Here is a 16962-nt window from a genome sequence, read left to right as displayed (position 1 = left end):
TGTAAAAATAAAAATATCTAATATGAAAAATATTTTCTTTGTCTTTTTAGGATTCTTTTTGTTTTCCAATGACACATTTGCACAATTAAAATCCGTCAAATACACGGATGGAAACCAACAATTAAATGGCTTGTCTATTGCACCTAAAAAAGGAAGCAAAACAAAACCCGGAATTCTAATCCTTCCCGCTTGGAAAGGAATCGATACACATTCAAAACAATCTGCTGAGAGACTTTCAAGCATGGGCTATTATGCATTTGTAGCAGATATTTATGGACAAGGGAATTATCCCGTAACCACACAAGAAGCCGGAAAGCAAGCTGGTTTTTACAAAAAAAATGTAGCTGATTATCAAAGACGCATTCAACTTGCTTTAGACCAATTAGTAAAAGCAGGCGCAAATCCTGCCAATATCGTAGTAATAGGCTATTGTTTTGGCGGAACAGGAGCACTGGAAGCCGCAAGAGCGGGAATGAAAATTCAAGGTGCAGTTTCTTTTCACGGAGGTTTAGGACATGATGCCGCAAGGGTAAATAATCCAATCACGGCTGAAATCCTGGTTTTACATGGTGCTGACGACACCTATGTGCCAGCAACGGAAGTATCGTCCTTTCAACAAGAAATGAGAGATACAAAAGCAGAATGGGAAATGATTTATTATGCAAATTCCGTACATGCCTTTACTGAAATTGAAGCTGGTAATGATAATTCAAAAGGAGCAGCGTATAACGAAAAAGCTGCTATACGTTCTTGGGAGCGCATGAATTCTTTCTTAAAAGAAGTTTTAAAATAATTTAGAATTTTTTTTTTCAAAAAAAGTATACGTTCCAATTTTTTGTTAATTTTATAAATTAAAATGTACCTGACCGCGCTAATATACCACAATCGTTAGCGCAGTTTTACAAACTGTGCCCACAACAGAGAGCAAACAATGCAAAAAACTATGAGCAATTCAGGGCTTTTTGCTGTTTTTAAAACAAAAAATGTCTGCTAAGAATAAAGCCCTAAAAACCGAAGACCGGATTAGAAAATGAATTAGAATTGGTTTTATTAGATTTATTTTAGTGGCTAATTGGAATTGATACGGTTTTCAAAACTGCGTCAACGATTCTCTGTAAATACTAATGATCTAGTGAACGCTTTTCCTCACTGGCGCTCGTTTATCCATGTTCTTTGGTGCTCGTTTGCAACGAGTACATACTTAAATTAAGACACAAATTATAATATTTATAATGCGGATCATTAAAAATTTCTTTAAGATTTTTTACAGAATAGATTATATAACTGTGTTACAAAAACTTTATAGTTCACATTAGTGACTAGGCACTAAAGTTTAACGGCACTTTGAAAAGGGTACGAAGCCGGAAAATCTCGCACGGCCGTACACGCTTTTTTATTATAATCCTACACTAAAATTTTACTTCATGAAAACGATTTCGTTAAATAGTAACAATCCTTTCATAATTTTGCGATATAATTTCTAATTTTTAAAATTTATCCTTATTTTTTTTTTAATTTGCAATCAAATCCAATATTTTCTATAATGACAAATATCACCCGCCTTTTTGATTTCCCTTATTATCAGCAAGAAAAATACAATTCCATTCCGGATGCTTTAACAACAAAGCAAAATGGAGTTTGGATCAAAACATCTACACAGGAATATATCGCTAAAGCCAATGCCGTTTCGAGAGCACTACTCCGAATGGGTGTTCAAAAAGACGATAAAATTGCTATCATCTCTTCTAATAACAGAACCGAATGGAATATTATGGATATTGGTGTGTTGCAAACCGGCGCACAAACCGTTCCCATTTATCCTACCATTTCAGAAGAAGATTACGAATATATTCTGAACCATTCCGGTTCTATGTACTGTTTCGTATCGGATGCCGAAGTGCTTCGAAAAGTAAACCTCATCAAACATAAAGTTCCTACACTCAAAGAAGTATATTCCTTCAACGAAATAGAAGGTTGCACCAACTGGAATGAATTACTGATTCTTGGCGTAGACAACGGAAACCAAAACGAAGTGGAACAACGCAAAAATAACGTAAAAACTGAAGATTTAGCCACAATAATCTATACTTCCGGAACAACGGGAAGACCAAAAGGAGTCATGCTTTCGCATAAAAACATTGTATCGAATGTTTTAGACAGTGCTTCGAGAATTCCGTTTGAAGCCGGAAAAAGCCGTGCTTTAAGCTTCCTTCCTATTTGCCATATTTTTGAAAGAATGATTTTGTATTTATACCAATATTACGGAGTTTCAGTATATTTTGGCGAATCAATTGATAAAATTAGTGACAATCTAAAAGAAGTAAGACCAACAGTAATTACTGCCGTTCCGAGACTTTTAGAGAAAGTATACGATAAAATATACGCTAAAGGAACGGAGTTAACCGGTGTCAAAAAGAAACTATTTTTTTGGGCGATTGACTTAGGTTTAATCTATGAGCCGTATGGCAAAAATGGTTTTTGGTATGAATTACAACTCAAAATTGCCCGCAAACTGATTTTTAGTAAATGGAAGGAAGGTTTGGGTGGAAACCTCGATTTAATGGTTTCCGGAAGCGCTGCTTTGCAACCAAGACTAGCCCGCATTTTTGCCGCTGCCGAAATCCCAGTTATGGAAGGCTACGGATTGACCGAGACCTCTCCGGTAATCTCTGTAAATGATATTAGAAATGGTGGTTTCAGAGTGGGAACGGTGGGTAAAGTAATTGATAATGTGGAAGTGTTAATTGCTGAAGACGGAGAAATCCTTTGTAAAGGACCAAACGTAATGATGGGCTATTACAAAGATGAGAAATTGACCAATGAAGTAATAACTGACGGCTATTTTCACACTGGTGATATTGGAATTTTTGACGAAGACGGATTCTTAAAAATCACGGATCGTAAGAAAGAAATGTTCAAAACCTCAGGTGGTAAATATATTGCCCCACAATTAATCGAAAATACGATGAAACAATCGCGTTTCATTGAACAAATTATGGTTATTGGTGACGGTCAAAAAATGCCGGCTGCCTTTATTCAGCCGAGTTTTGATTTCATCAAAGAATGGGCCGTTATCCACGGAATCAACATAGGAAAAAGCAATGAAGAAATAATTGCCAACGAAAAAGTAATCGAAAGAATCCAATTGGAAATTGACAATCTGAACGAAAAATTTGGAAATTGGGAGAAGATAAAACGTTTTGAGCTAACGCCGGATTTATGGTCTGTGGAAGGTGGACAGCTTACGCCAACCCTGAAACTAAAACGAAAAATAGTAATGGAAAAATACATTGATTTATTCCATAAAATCTACAACTAGCCGTTATGAAACTAAAAGTCTTGATTTACTCCGTTGTCAGTGTGTTCTTTTTTTCTAATTGTCAGGAAAAACCAAAGGAAGATTCCATAAAAGCAAATTATTTAGATTTCTCCAAACGGGACGACCAACTCACAGGCGGCATCAAAATGATTCCGATTCATACGCCAAAAGGCACGTTTAAAGTCTGGACCAAACGAGTGGGCAATAATCCTAAAATAAAGGTGTTGTTGCTACACGGCGGTCCAGGTTTGACCCATGAATTATACGAGGCCTTTGACGGTTATTTTCCCAACGAAAGCATTGAATACATTTATTACGATCAGTTAGGCTCGTATTACAGCGACCAACCCAACGACAACAGTTTGTGGACCAATGAACGTTTTGTGGAGGAAGTCGAGCAAGTGCGCATCGCATTAGGCTTGGACAGTTCTAATTTTTACCTGATGGGACAATCTTGGGGCGGAATCCTAGCAATGGAATACGCTTTGAAATACCAAAAAAACCTGAAAGGATTAATTATCTCAAATATGATGGCGAGTGCTCAGGAATATAACGCTTACGCAAAAGACGTTCTGGCACCGCAAATGGATTCTAAAATCCTAAAGCAATTACAGGATATCGAAAAAAACAATGATTTTGATAATCCAAAATACAGCGAATTACTGTTCAAACATTACTACACGGAACATATTTTGAGAATGCCACTCGAAAAATGGCCAGAATCCATCAACAGATGTTTCAAGCACATTAATCCTAATGTATATGTTTTTATGCAAGGCCACAGTGAATTTGGCATCACTGGAAATGCCTCCCTTAAAAATTGGGATGTCAAAGCCAGACTAAAAACCCTTACTGTTCCAACCTTGAGTATTGGTTCTAAATACGATACTATGGATCCCGAACACATGAAATGGATTGCTAACGAAGTCCAAAACGGACGTTTCTTGTTTTGTCCTAACGGAAGTCACCTTTCACAATACGATGACCCAAAAACCTATTTTCCGGGCGTGATTAAGTTCCTGAAAGATGTGGATAATGGGGAGTTTAGGAAGGGTTAGAAAAAATATTTAGTATACAAAAAACCACGAATTAATTTTCGTGGTTTTTTTGGTTTTTAGTCGAGAACAATAAACTCAAAAATCAAATTTAACGATAGTAAACTACTTATTACGTAAACCCATAATCCCAACAATTAAATTAAAATCCCCAATCATTCTCCTCAGCAGGATTTGCGTAAGGGATGGAAGTGGCATCCCACGCTTTTTAGCGTGGATACAACGTACAGCCCGACCCGGAGTTTTTACGCAGGGATACGACCAAAAAATTAATTACTCTTAAAAAAAGAGTATAATCTCCTCTATTTCAGTGGAGATTTTTTATATTTAATGCTTTTTAACAAAAAAATGTTTTAATATATTATGCGTGCATAGTATTTTTTATTATATTTGAAAACGATATAGTTACTTATGAAAGATAAAACGATAGATTATATTTTACGTGCCACCTGGCAAGCAGTGGCCAGAATGTATAATGAAGAAGCTTCGAAATACGATGCGAGCATGGCTACTGGGTTCGCTTTATTGAGTATTGATAAGGATGGTGGGACGCCATCGACCTCATTAGGTCCAAAAATGGGAATGGAAGCTACCAGCCTGACCAGAACCCTTAAATCTATGGAGGAAAAAGGCTTGATTATTCGCAAGAAAAATCCAGTGGATGGCCGTGGAGTATTGATTTACCTCACGGATTTTGGTAAAGAAAAAAGAGAATTGTCAAAAAATACGGTGTTGAAATTTAATGAAACGGTAAAAAAAACGATCTCGGAAGAGAAGCTGCAGCACTTTATTGAAGTTGCAGAAGCCATCAATGAATTAATTCAAGAGAAAAATATATTTACGCACACGAGCGCCAGCGAACTGGCGGAACAAACTGAAAAAACAGCGAATGACACCGCCAAAATTGAAATCCTTCAATAAAAATAGCGCTGTCATTTTCTAATGAAAATCAAATATTATTTATATGAAACGCACAATTAAAAAAGTTGCAGTGGTTGGATCCGGAATTATGGGTTCAGGAATTGCTTGTCATTTTGCTAACATTGGAGTTGAAGTTCTGTTATTAGATATTGTTCCAAGAGAACTTACCGAAGCGGAAGCTAAAAAAGGACTGACTTTAGAAAGCAAAATCGTTAGAAACCGATTGGTAAATGAGCATTTGGCCAATTCCCTGAAATCGAAACCCTCTCCTATTTACAATCCAAAATTTGCCAGCAGAATTACTACTGGAAATACCACAGATGACATGGCGAAAATCGCTACTGTGGATTGGATTATTGAAGTTGTTGTAGAACGGTTAGACATCAAGAAAATGGTTTTTGAACAAATTGAAAAATTCAGAAAACCGGGAACTCTAGTAACTTCAAACACATCTGGAATTCCAATTCACTTTATGAGTAAAGGACGAAGCGACGATTTCCAAAAGCATTTCTGCGGGACACACTTTTTTAACCCTGCGCGTTATTTGAAATTATTCGAAATTATTCCTGGCCCGCACACAGCATCGGAAGTTTTGGATTTTCTTACGGATTATGGATCCAAATTCTTGGGTAAAACTTCGGTCGTGGCCAAAGATACTCCAGCGTTTATTGGAAACCGAATCGGGATTTATGGGATTCAAAGTTTGTTTCATTTAGTTAAAGAAATGGGATTGACGATTGAAGAAGTGGATAAATTGACCGGTCCAGTTATTGGAAGACCAAAATCAGCTACTTTCAGAACTGTTGACGTAGTTGGATTGGATACTTTGGTGCACGTTGCCAACGGAATCTACGAAAATTGTCCGAATGACGAGCAACACGATTTGTTTAAATTGCCGGATTTTGTCAACAAAATGATGGAGAACAAATGGTTGGGAAGCAAAACTGGTCAAGGTTTTTATAAAAAAGTAGACAAGGATATTTTATCATTGGATTTAGATACTTTAGAATATCGTCCGGCTAAAAGAGCGTCTTTCGCCACTTTAGAACTGACAAAAACGATTGATAAACCTATTGACCGTTTTAAAGTTTTGGTAAAAGGAAAAGATAAAGCAGGCGAATTTTACCGTAAAAGTTTTGCGGGAATGTTTGCTTACGTTTCCAACAGAATTCCTGAAATTTCAGATGAATTATACAAGATTGACGATGCCATGAAAGCCGGTTTTGGATGGGAAAATGGTCCTTTCGAAATTTGGGACGCCATTGGTGTTGCCAAAGGAATCGAAATGATGAAAGCGGAAGGCCTTGAACCAGCTGCTTGGGTAACTGATATGCTTGCTAATGGAACTAAAAGTTTCTATTCAATAAAAGAAGGTGCTACTTATTTTTATGATATTCCAACAAAATCTGCAACTAAGGTTCCTGGTCAGGATGCCTTTATTATCCTGAACAACATACGCGAAAGCAAAAAAGTGTGGAGCAATAGCGGCGCCATTATTCAAGATTTAGGAGATGGAATTTTGAACTTAGAATTCCAGTCTAAAATGAATACGATTGGTGGCGATGTTTTACAGGCGATCAACAAAGCGATTGACTTATCTGAAAAAGAATATCAAGGATTGGTTATTGGAAATCAGGCAGCGAATTTCTCTGTGGGTGCTAACATAGGAATGATTTTCATGATGGCCGTCGAGCAAGAATACGACGAGCTGAATATGGCCATCAAAATGTTCCAAGACACAATGATGCGCGTGCGCTACTCCGGAATTCCAGTTGTGGTTGCGCCACACGGAATGACTTTTGGCGGTGGTTGCGAAATGAGCTTACACGCTGATAAAGTTGTTGCTACAGCCGAAACGTATATGGGATTAGTAGAATTTGGCGTTGGAGTTATTCCTGGCGGTGGCGGATCTAAAGAGATGGCATTGCGTGCTGCAGATTTATTCCATAAAAATGATGTGGAGTTGAACGTATTGCAAGAATATTTCTTGACGATCGCTATGGCAAAAGTATCTACTTCAGGTTACGAAGCTTTTGATACCGGACTTTTACAACACGGAAAAGATATCATCGTTGTGAATAAAGACCGTCAGATTGCTGAAGCAAAGAAACACGCTTTATTAATGGCAGAAGCAGGTTACACACAACCAATTCGCAGAAGCGACGTAAAAGTTCTTGGAAAACAAGCTTTGGGAATGTTCTTAGTAGGAACAGACCAAATGGAAGCCGGAAAATACATCTCGGAACACGACAAGAAAATCGCTAACAAACTAGCTTATGTTATGGCTGGTGGAGATTTATCAGAACCAACTTTAGTAACCGAACAATATTTATTGGATCTGGAACGTGAAGCATTCTTATCTCTTTGTACAGAAAGAAAAACATTAGAAAGAATCCAGTTTATGTTAACCAAAGGAAAACCGTTACGCAATTAGAAAATAGAACAAGGAGAATAGAATATAGATTAAAAACAAAATTTAAAGTCTATTATTTATTCTCTATATTCTCAACTCTTAAAAAAAAAAAATGAAAACAGCCTATATAGTAAAAGCATACAGAACAGCCGTGGGGAAAGCCCCAAAAGGCGTGTTTAGATTTAAACGTCCTGATGAATTGGCAGCAGAAACCATTCAGTTTATGATGAATGAGTTGCCTGATTTTGACAAAAAACGTATCGATGACGTGATGGTAGGAAATGCCATGCCAGAAGCAGAACAAGGACTAAACGTGGGACGATTAATTTCCTTAATGGGATTGAAAATTGAAGATGTACCAGGTGTAACCGTAAACCGTTATTGCGCGTCAGGATTAGAAACAATTGGTATGGCTACAGCCAAAATTCAATCGGGAATGGCAGATTGTATTATTGCCGGTGGTGCCGAGAGCATGAGTTTTATTCCAATGGGAGGGTACAAACCAACTCCGGATTATGCTGTTGCAAAAGCGGGGAACGAAGATTACTATTGGGGAATGGGGCTAACTGCAGAAGCTGTTGCCAAACAATTCAATGTGTCTCGTGCAGACCAAGATGAGTTTGCTTACAACTCACACTTGAAAGCTCTTAAAGCACAAGCCGAAGGCAAATTTGACAAACAAATTGTTCCTATTACGGTAGAACAAACATTTATCAATGAAAATGGTAAAAAAGAAACCAAATCCTATATCGTAAATAAAGATGAAGGCCCGAGAGCTGGAACTTCAGTAGAAGCTTTGGCTGGTTTACGTCCTGTTTTTGAAGAAGGCGGAAGTGTAACTGCCGGGAATTCTTCTCAAATGAGTGACGGAGCCGCTTTTGTTCTAATCATGAGCGAAGAAATGGTTAAGGAATTGAACCTTACTCCTATTGCTCGTTTGGTGAACTTCGCTTCGGCAGGAGTAGAACCAAGATTAATGGGAATTGGCCCGGTAAAAGCGATTCCAAAAGCATTGAAACAAGCAGGATTAACATTAAATGATGTTGATTTAATTGAATTAAACGAAGCTTTTGCATCACAATCGTTAGCCGTAATTCGTGAATTAGGATTGAATCCTGATATCGTAAACGTCAACGGTGGAGCAATTGCAATGGGACATCCACTGGGCTGTACCGGAGCAAAACTGTCTGTTCAACTCTTCGACGAAATGAAAAAAAGAGGCAACAAATACGGAATTGTGAGTATGTGTGTGGGAACTGGACAAGGAACTGCTGGGGTTTACGAACTTTTGTAGTCAAAGATTTCCATCCGTTTGTCATTCCGACAAAGAAGGAATCTTTACTATTAATGCAGAATTAGCTACTGAGATTCCTCCTTGTTTGGAATGACAATATTGACAATTCAATTTATAAATAAAATTCATCATTTAAAATAACAAGAAATGGCAGATACAATTGAAAAAAACGTAACCCGTGGCGGTCAGTTTTTAGTTAAACAAACAAAGTGCGAAGATATCTTTACACCAGAAGATTTTTCAGAAGAGCAATTAATGATGCGTGACTCTGTAAAAGAATTTGTAGATAAAGAATTGTGGGCACACAAAGATCGTTTTGAGAAAAAGGATTATGCGTATACACAAGAAACCATGAAAAAAGCTGGGGACTTAGGACTTTTAGGAGTTGCTGTACCTGAAGCTTATGGTGGATTAGGAATGGGATTTGTATCAACAATGTTGGTTTGTGATTATATTTCGGGAGCAACAGGTTCATTCTCAACTGCTTTTGGAGCACATACCGGAATTGGGACTATGCCAATAACTTTGTACGGAACAGAAGAACAAAAACAAAAATACGTTCCAAAATTAGCTTCTGGCGAATGGTTTGGAGCCTATTGTTTGACAGAACCAGGCGCAGGATCTGATGCTAATTCTGGAAAAACAAAAGCTGTTTTATCAGAAGATGGTACACATTACAAAATCACAGGACAAAAAATGTGGATTTCAAACGCTGGATTTTGTTCATTGTTTATCGTTTTTGCCCGTATTGGTGATGATAAAAATATCACTGGTTTTATCCTAGAAAACACAGCTGATAACGGAATATCAATGGGCGAAGAAGAGCATAAATTAGGAATACGTGCTTCCTCTACGCGTCAGGTTTTCTTTAATGAAACAAAAGTTCCTGTAGAAAACATGTTGTCCGAAAGAGGAAACGGTTTCAAAATTGCCATGAACGCTTTGAATGTAGGTCGCATCAAATTAGCAGCTGCTTGTTTGGATGCACAGCGCAGAGTTATTTCAGGTTCAGTGAAATATGCTAATGAAAGAATCCAGTTCAATACTGCAATTTCTCAGTTTGGTGCTATCCGTGCAAAACTAGCAGAAATGGCTACAAGTTGTTACGCTGGAGAAAGCGCTTCCTACCGCGCTGCAAAAGATATTGAAGACAGAATTATAGCTCGTGAAGCCGAAGGAGTTTCACATCAGGAAGCAGAATTGAAAGGCGTTGAAGAATATGCTATTGAATGTTCAATCCTTAAAGTAGCCGTTTCTGAAGATGTACAAAATTGTGCTGATGAAGGAATTCAAATTTTTGGCGGAATGGGATTCTCTGAGGACACTCCGATGGAAAGTGCTTGGAGAGATGCCAGAATTGCCCGTATTTACGAAGGAACTAACGAAATCAACAGAATGCTTTCAGTAGGGATGCTGATTAAAAAAGCGATGAAAGGTCACGTTGATTTACTTGGACCTGCATCAAAAGTACAAGAAGAATTAATGGGAATTCCTTCTTTTGAAACCCCTGATTATTCTGAATTGTTTGCAGAAGAAAAAGAAATGATTGGCAAATTAAAAAAAGCATTCTTAATGGTAGCCGGTGGAGCTGTTCAAAAATACGGTCCGGATTTAGATGCACACCAACAGTTATTGATGGCCGCTTCAGATATTTTAATCGAAATCTATATGGCTGAAAGCACAATCCTTAGAACGGAGAAGTTAGCCAAAAAAGAAGGAGAAACTAAAGTACAAGAGCAAATTGCAATGGCCAAATTATACTTGTATAAAGCCGTAGATATTGTTACTCAAAAAGGAAAAGAAAGTGTTATTTCCTTTGCTGAAGGCGATGAACAACGTATGATGTTGATGGGACTACGTCGTTTTACTAAATATACAAATATGCCAAATGTTGTAGGATTAAGAGAAACAATAACGGTTAAATTAGTAGCTGAAAATGAATATTGTTTTTAATTACAAAAAAAAATACTGCTTTAATTGATACAAAAACCACTCGCAACTGCGGGTGGTTTTTTGCTTTTATAGCAATAAGATATAAATAGAAATACAAACTACTTCATTTTATTACCTATATTTATCCTCTATCACTATTTAATTTCTTTTTAATGAATAAAAAAACAAGCTTATTTCTACTCGCATTTTCTTTTATTTCCACCATTTATGGACAGGAAAAGCCGAAATGGGATGTCGCAAAACCTGGAAAAGAATTCAATTACAAGGCCCATAAATTTACCACATCCGAAGGAACTTGGATGAACCTCGATGTGAGTCCAGACGGGAAAACTATCGTTTTTGATCTCTTGGGAGATATTTACCAGATGGCTATAACAGGCGGAACAGCAAAAATACTTCGTTCCGGTATTCCTTTTGAAGTACAACCCAGATTCAGCCCTGACGGAAAACACATTTCGTTCACTAGCGATGCTGGTGGTGGCGATAATATTTGGTTCATGAAAGCCGATGGAAGTGAAGTGAAACAAATCACTAAGGAAAATTTTCAACTACTGAACAATGCGACTTGGATGCCCAACGGCAATTATCTGGTAGCAAGAAAACACTTTACATCAAGCCGTTCTCTTGGCGCTGGTGAAATGTGGCAATACCACATTAGCGGTGGTAGTGGCGTACAATTGACCAAACGAAAAAACGACCAGCAAGATGTTAACGAACCTGTAATTTCTCCTGATGGCAAATACATGTATTACAGTGAAGACGTTTCTCCCGGTGGTTATTTCAAATACAATAAAGATCCTAACAGTGAAATCTATGCTATCAATCGCTATGATTTTGAAACGGGAGAAACAGAAAAAATTACGGGTGGTCCGGGAGGCGCCGCTCGACCACAAATTTCAAGAGATGGTAAACTGTTAGCGTATGTAAAACGAGTGCGTACCGCAACGGTTTTGTATGTTCATAATTTAGAAACAGGTGAAGAAGGTCCCGTTTATGATAAACTTAACAAAGATCAACAAGCCGCTTGGGCTTTGTTTGGTGTGTATCCTAATTTCAATTGGATGCCCAACAATGAGGATATTATAATTTGGACCGGAGGTAAAATTCAAAAAATAAATACAAAAACAAATCAGGTAACACTGATTCCTTTCACAGCCGATGTCGCTATTGACATTGCAGATCGGGTACATTCTGATACTCCAATAACTGACAATGACTTTACAGTAAAAATGATCCGTGATGCTGTAACCGCTCCCGATGGAAAAACAGTAGTCTTTAGAGCTTTAGGATATTTATGGACTAAAAGCTTGCCTAATGGAAGTCCAAAACGATTGACTACAGATACTGATTTTGAAGCAGAACCTACTTTTACCGCTAATGGTAAAGAGATAATTTATGTTAGTTGGAACGACACAAATTTAGGCGCTATCAGAAAAATTAATTTAGAAAGTAAAAAATCTGTTAAATTAACCTCTGAAAAAGGAATTTACAGAACACCAAGTCTCTCTCCTGACCAAAAAACAATTGTCTACGTCAAGGAAGGCGGAAATATGGATCAAGGTTTTGCTTTTTCAAAAAAACCAGGGATTTACACCATGAATGTTACAGGTGGCAAATCAAAATTTATTACCTCAAAAGGAGAATATCCTGTGTTTACTAAAGAAGGAAATCGTATTTTCTTCCAAACTGGGGGAGTCTTTTTTGGGGATTTAACCAAAGAACTCAAAAGTGTTGACCTTAACGGAAAAGAAGAACGCACCCATATTAAATCCAAATATGCTAACCGATTGGTGCCAAGTCCAGACAATCAGTGGATCGCTTTCACCCATTTACACAAAGCTTATGTGGCTCCATTAAACATCAACGGCCAAGAAGTAGATTTGGACGAAAAAACTACGAATGTACCTGTGTCAGAATTGTCAAAAGAGGCTGGAATTAATTTACATTGGTCACCCAATAGCAAAAACGTGATGTGGATGTTAGGCAATACTTATTTTTCGAATGCCGTAAAAAACAGATTTACTTTTTTACCGGATTCACCTGAAAAAGTTGAAAAACCATCTGATATAGGTATTAAAATAGATTTAAAATCAAAAGTTGATAAACCAAAAGGCAGAATTGCCCTGACGAATGCTCGTATCATCACTATGGACGGCGACAAAGTGATTGAAAACGGTAGTATAATAATCAATGAAAATCGGATTGAGGCCATTGGTAATGCAAGTGACATTCGTATTCCTGAAACGGCTATGGTTTATGACCTGACTGGTAAAACTATTATGCCCGGAATGGTAGATGCTCATGCCCATGTAGGTGCTTTTCGTTATGGATTAACCACCCAACAAAATTGGCCTTTCTATGCAAATTTAGCCTTTGGAGTAACGACATCGCATGATCCGTCTTCTAACACGGAATCTATTTTTACCCTTTCGGAAATGGTAAAAAGTGGTGCCATTGTAGGACCCCGAATATATTCAACCGGATTTATTTTGTACGGTGCTGAAGGAGACTTTAAAGCAATTGTCAATACTATTGATGACGCTCGTTTTGCAGTAAAACGGACCAAAGTTTTTGGAGCACTTTCTGTAAAAAGCTATAATCAACCAAGACGTGACCAACGTCAACAGGTATTGCAAGCGGCCAGAGAAGAAGAAATTAATGTGGTACCAGAAGGCGGCTCGACCTTCTTTACTAACATGACCATGGTGATTGACGGTCATACCGGAGTGGAACACAATATACCGGTGGCACCAGTTTATAAAGATGTACTCGAACTTTGGGGTACAAGTAAAGTAGGATATACTCCTACCCTAATCGTAAATTATGGCGGATTGAATGCCGAATATTATTGGTATCAAAAAACGAATGTTTGGGAAAACAAAAAACTACTCCAATTCACCCCAAGGGCCGTAATTGATTCCCGCTCAAGATACCGCATGATGGCTCCTGATGAAGAGTATGAAAACGATCATATTTTGACATCTAAAACCGTAAAAACGCTTGCTGACAATGGCGTAAAAGTCAATATGGGAGCACACGGACAGTTGCAAGGAATGGGAGCACACTGGGAATTATGGAGTATACAGCAAGGTGGAATGAGCAATTTAGAAAGTTTGAAAACAGCCACCATTAATGCAGCCAATTATATCGGAGCCGGAAAAGACATTGGTTCATTAGAAACCGGAAAATTGGCTGACATTTTAGTTTTGGATAAAAACCCATTAGAAAATATCCAAAACTCCAATACGTTATTGTATACCATCGCAAATGGCCGAATGTACGAATCCGAAACAATGAATGAAATAGGTAACGAACCTAAAAAAAGAGAAAATTTTTATTGGGAAAACAACGCATACAATGCTAATTTCCCATGGCATGAGGAGTCCAATAGCTTTATGCATCAACAATGTTGTAGTTCTGGCTTTAGCCACAACTAAGAATTAATTTTAAACTAAAAAAACCATTCGCAAAACGAATGGTTTTTTTGTTTAAATTCAACTTGTTAAAAAAGCAACTAATTACTTCATTTTTAAATACTTGTTAATTTCAGGATATGCCAATTCAAAATGAAATTTATATAATTTCCGTAAAAAAAATAGATATTCAAAATATCATTGTAGGTAAAACAAATCAAATTTTAAGTCTTTATTAACCCAAGTCGGTCTATTAATGATTATTTTTATACAAATATTTAATCCCTATTTAAGACTAACAAATAAATTATGGAAAATAATAATACACGAAGAAATTTTTTAAAAAAAACGGCCCTATTGTCTACAGGTACAATTATTGGCTCTGGATTATTCAATGCTGCATTTGCTGCCCAGCCAGTACTGCAAATTGACAATCAACCCTATGAAGCAGCTTTCACAGATACTCCTGGAACCTACAGTCTTCCTAAATTAGGTTATAGCTATAATGAATTAGAGCCTCATATTGATAAAGCTACAATGGAAATTCACTACAGCAAACACCATCAAGCTTATGTGACAAATTTGAATAAAGCCATTGATACTTTGGATAAAAACTTAATTGATTATTCAAAATCTTTAGAAAGTATCTTTGAAAAAATGTCTAAATTCCCAGAAGCCATTCGGAATAACGGAGGCGGACATTACAATCACAGCTTGTTTTGGAGTTTAATGAAACCTAATGGTGGTGGTATTCCAAAAGGCAAATTGGCAGCAGCCATAACCACAACTTTTGGTTCTTTTGATGAATTCAAGAAACAATTTAGTGATGCATCTATGAAAAGATTTGGTTCCGGTTGGGCCTGGTTAGTGGTGCAAGACGGAAAATTAGTAATAGGTTCTACGGCAAACCAAGACAATCCTTTGATGCGATTACGAGGGAAGGGACTTAAAGGAAAACCCGTTTTAGCTTTAGATGTCTGGGAACATGCGTATTATCTTAAAAATCAAAACCGAAGAGCTGATTATATAAACTCTTTTTGGAATGTAGTTGATTGGGATGCCGCCGAAAACTTATTTAATTCTTAAAAAACAATAAAAACCCTGAATTAAAAAGTAGGATTCCGGGTTTTTTATTTAAAAAAAAGGGGCCTCTGAGACTTCATTTTTTAATAATTATTCGTTAGAAATCCGTACTGTTCAAAATTAAAAAAACCAATACTAATTAAAAGTAATATCTGTGTTAAACTAAAAAACAGAAGTTAAAATTACGAAAAAAAGTATAGCTTTGTACCTTCAAATTAAAGCAATGATTAACCCTTCAGCATCAGGTTGGATAGATAAATTTTTTATTGAACAAAAGTTTTCAAAAGAAACGGTTTCAAAAACTACCGATATATTTTATCAAAAAGTTAGAGAAACAGGTTTTATATATGGCCATATCATTGCATTTGAAACTGTAGCACCTATTGAAACTAAGGGTTGGTTCAAAGAAGAGATTTCAAAAGTCGCACTTTTAAATACTTTGCATGCAGTTTTTTGTTTAACAAATGAAAATATCAGCCCTGATAATTTCATTAAACAAGCCGTTACTTTTTACAATCAAATGAATCCTCAAGGCTTTAACCTATTTAAAAAAATACTGCCAAAGAATTCTCCTGCTTTAACTTTAGAAAAAATAATTGATGAGCGTGTTCAAACAAATGATAGCATCATCAGTAAAAATTTTTCTCACCTAGTAACTAATGCCTTACTGTTTATTGATGTCTTGGCCTTTCGCCAATACTTAATTCATGGTGAAATTCCGGAAAAGTATTTAAAAAAGATCGAGGAAACTATTGTAAATGTGGTCACACTTGCTTTAAAAATTAAAACAAAAAAATCTCAATACGATGATTTATTAATCAAGCTTTTTGAAGCTTCTATTCGCTACAGTAAATTCTCTAAGGTGTCAGTACAAAGCTTAGAGACACTTGAACTAGATTATTTTTCAAATGACTTAGAAAAATACTATTTGATAGATCTTGCAGGAATGGCTTTATGGAGTGATGGAGAAATTGAAGATAATGAAGCTTATTTTTTGCATTCACTGGCTAAAACGGTTTCGATCCTGGATGGTTTTTCGGATGAAAGTATCCGCAATACGAATGCCTTTATTACGAAACATAAAAAGGAAATTCCTTATTTTAATTATTCAAATCCAGTAAAACATTTTTATGCCCAAACGACTCAAAGTGTGGTCACACTGATTAGTCGTAATAAGAACAGATTGTCTAAGGAAATCGCACAAAGTAAGGAGTTAATGGTACTATTAGCCTACTCTACTCGCAGGGATTTAGACGAGAAAGAGAAGAAAAAAGTCAAGAAACAATTACTGGAAATTTGCAAAACCATTCCGTCGTTGACTATATTCCTTCTTCCTGGCGGTAGCTTATTGCTGCCTATTTTAATTAAATTTATACCTCAACTACTACCCTCCGCTTTTAACGAAAATCTTGATGACGAATAATAAAAGCCGCTAAATAGACTGCACCCAAAAGTTTAGACAAATTTATAATTAATTTTGATAATAATGAGCTCGATATTTTATCGGGCTC

Annotated in this window: 10 protein-coding genes; all 10 read left to right on the top strand. The window is 36.8% G+C overall.

All coding sequences use genetic code 11. The features are described 5' to 3' along the window. Positions 1–22: 22 nt before the first annotated feature. The 10 genes from EKM05_RS13285 to EKM05_RS13240 all read left to right on the top strand — a co-directional run bounded on the left by EKM05_RS13285 (position 23) and on the right by EKM05_RS13240 (position 16874). Positions 23–793 (top strand): dienelactone hydrolase family protein, encoded by a 771-nt coding sequence (locus EKM05_RS13285; protein ID WP_126556035.1) that lies wholly within the window; start codon positions 23–25, stop codon positions 791–793. 750 nt (positions 794–1543) lie between these two features. After that, the gene (locus EKM05_RS13280) at positions 1544–3319 is read left to right on the top strand and encodes a long-chain fatty acid--CoA ligase (protein ID WP_126460681.1); all 1776 of its coding nucleotides are present in this window, start codon (positions 1544–1546) and stop codon (positions 3317–3319) included. 5 nt (positions 3320–3324) lie between these two features. After that, a complete protein-coding gene (locus EKM05_RS13275) occupies positions 3325–4377 on the top strand; it encodes a proline iminopeptidase-family hydrolase (protein ID WP_126556033.1) in 1053 nt (350 codons plus the stop codon). A 408-nt stretch (positions 4378–4785) separates the two neighbouring features. Beyond that, positions 4786–5295: a MarR family winged helix-turn-helix transcriptional regulator gene (locus EKM05_RS13270; protein ID WP_233590911.1), complete on the top strand. Its 510-nt coding sequence runs from the start codon at positions 4786–4788 to the stop codon at positions 5293–5295. A gap of 43 nt (positions 5296–5338) precedes the next feature. Beyond that, positions 5339–7729, top strand: a complete 2391-nt coding sequence (locus EKM05_RS13265; RefSeq protein WP_126556031.1) for a 3-hydroxyacyl-CoA dehydrogenase/enoyl-CoA hydratase family protein — start codon at positions 5339–5341, stop codon at positions 7727–7729. Positions 7730–7820: 91 nt separating this feature from the next. After that, positions 7821–9002 (top strand): acetyl-CoA C-acyltransferase, encoded by a 1182-nt coding sequence (locus EKM05_RS13260; RefSeq protein WP_126460675.1) that lies wholly within the window; start codon positions 7821–7823, stop codon positions 9000–9002. Between the two features lie 147 nt (positions 9003–9149). Further along, the gene (locus EKM05_RS13255) at positions 9150–10955 is read left to right on the top strand and encodes an acyl-CoA dehydrogenase family protein (RefSeq protein ID WP_126556028.1); all 1806 of its coding nucleotides are present in this window, start codon (positions 9150–9152) and stop codon (positions 10953–10955) included. A gap of 152 nt (positions 10956–11107) precedes the next feature. Next, positions 11108–14392, top strand: a complete 3285-nt coding sequence (locus EKM05_RS13250; RefSeq protein WP_126556025.1) for an amidohydrolase family protein — start codon at positions 11108–11110, stop codon at positions 14390–14392. A gap of 402 nt (positions 14393–14794) precedes the next feature. Beyond that, the gene (locus EKM05_RS13245) at positions 14795–15454 is read left to right on the top strand and encodes a superoxide dismutase (RefSeq protein WP_231507424.1); all 660 of its coding nucleotides are present in this window, start codon (positions 14795–14797) and stop codon (positions 15452–15454) included. A 220-nt stretch (positions 15455–15674) separates the two neighbouring features. Continuing rightward, positions 15675–16874 (top strand): LETM1-related biofilm-associated protein, encoded by a 1200-nt coding sequence (locus EKM05_RS13240; protein ID WP_126556019.1) that lies wholly within the window; start codon positions 15675–15677, stop codon positions 16872–16874. The last annotated feature ends 88 nt before the right edge of the window (positions 16875–16962 follow it).

Origin of the sequence: Flavobacterium sp. GSP27 (assembly GCF_003970395.1) — a bacterium.
GTDB lineage: Bacteria > Bacteroidota > Bacteroidia > Flavobacteriales > Flavobacteriaceae > Flavobacterium.
This window is presented reverse-complemented; position numbering and strand designations above follow the sequence as displayed.

Excerpts from the sequence above, each read along its gene's own strand:
- EKM05_RS13280 (WP_126460681.1), top strand. The coding sequence starts at position 1,544 with ATGACAAATATCACCCGCCTTTTTGATTTCCCTTATTATCAGCAAGAA.
- EKM05_RS13240 (WP_126556019.1), top strand. The coding sequence starts at position 15,675 with ATGATTAACCCTTCAGCATCAGGTTGGATAGATAAATTTTTTATTGAA.
- EKM05_RS13285 (WP_126556035.1), top strand. The coding sequence starts at position 23 with ATGAAAAATATTTTCTTTGTCTTTTTAGGATTCTTTTTGTTTTCCAAT.
- EKM05_RS13255 (WP_126556028.1), top strand. The coding sequence starts at position 9,150 with ATGGCAGATACAATTGAAAAAAACGTAACCCGTGGCGGTCAGTTTTTA.
- EKM05_RS13250 (WP_126556025.1), top strand. The coding sequence starts at position 11,108 with ATGAATAAAAAAACAAGCTTATTTCTACTCGCATTTTCTTTTATTTCC.
- EKM05_RS13270 (WP_233590911.1), top strand. The coding sequence starts at position 4,786 with ATGAAAGATAAAACGATAGATTATATTTTACGTGCCACCTGGCAAGCA.
- EKM05_RS13275 (WP_126556033.1), top strand. The coding sequence starts at position 3,325 with ATGAAACTAAAAGTCTTGATTTACTCCGTTGTCAGTGTGTTCTTTTTT.
- EKM05_RS13265 (WP_126556031.1), top strand. The coding sequence starts at position 5,339 with ATGAAACGCACAATTAAAAAAGTTGCAGTGGTTGGATCCGGAATTATG.
- EKM05_RS13260 (WP_126460675.1), top strand. The coding sequence starts at position 7,821 with ATGAAAACAGCCTATATAGTAAAAGCATACAGAACAGCCGTGGGGAAA.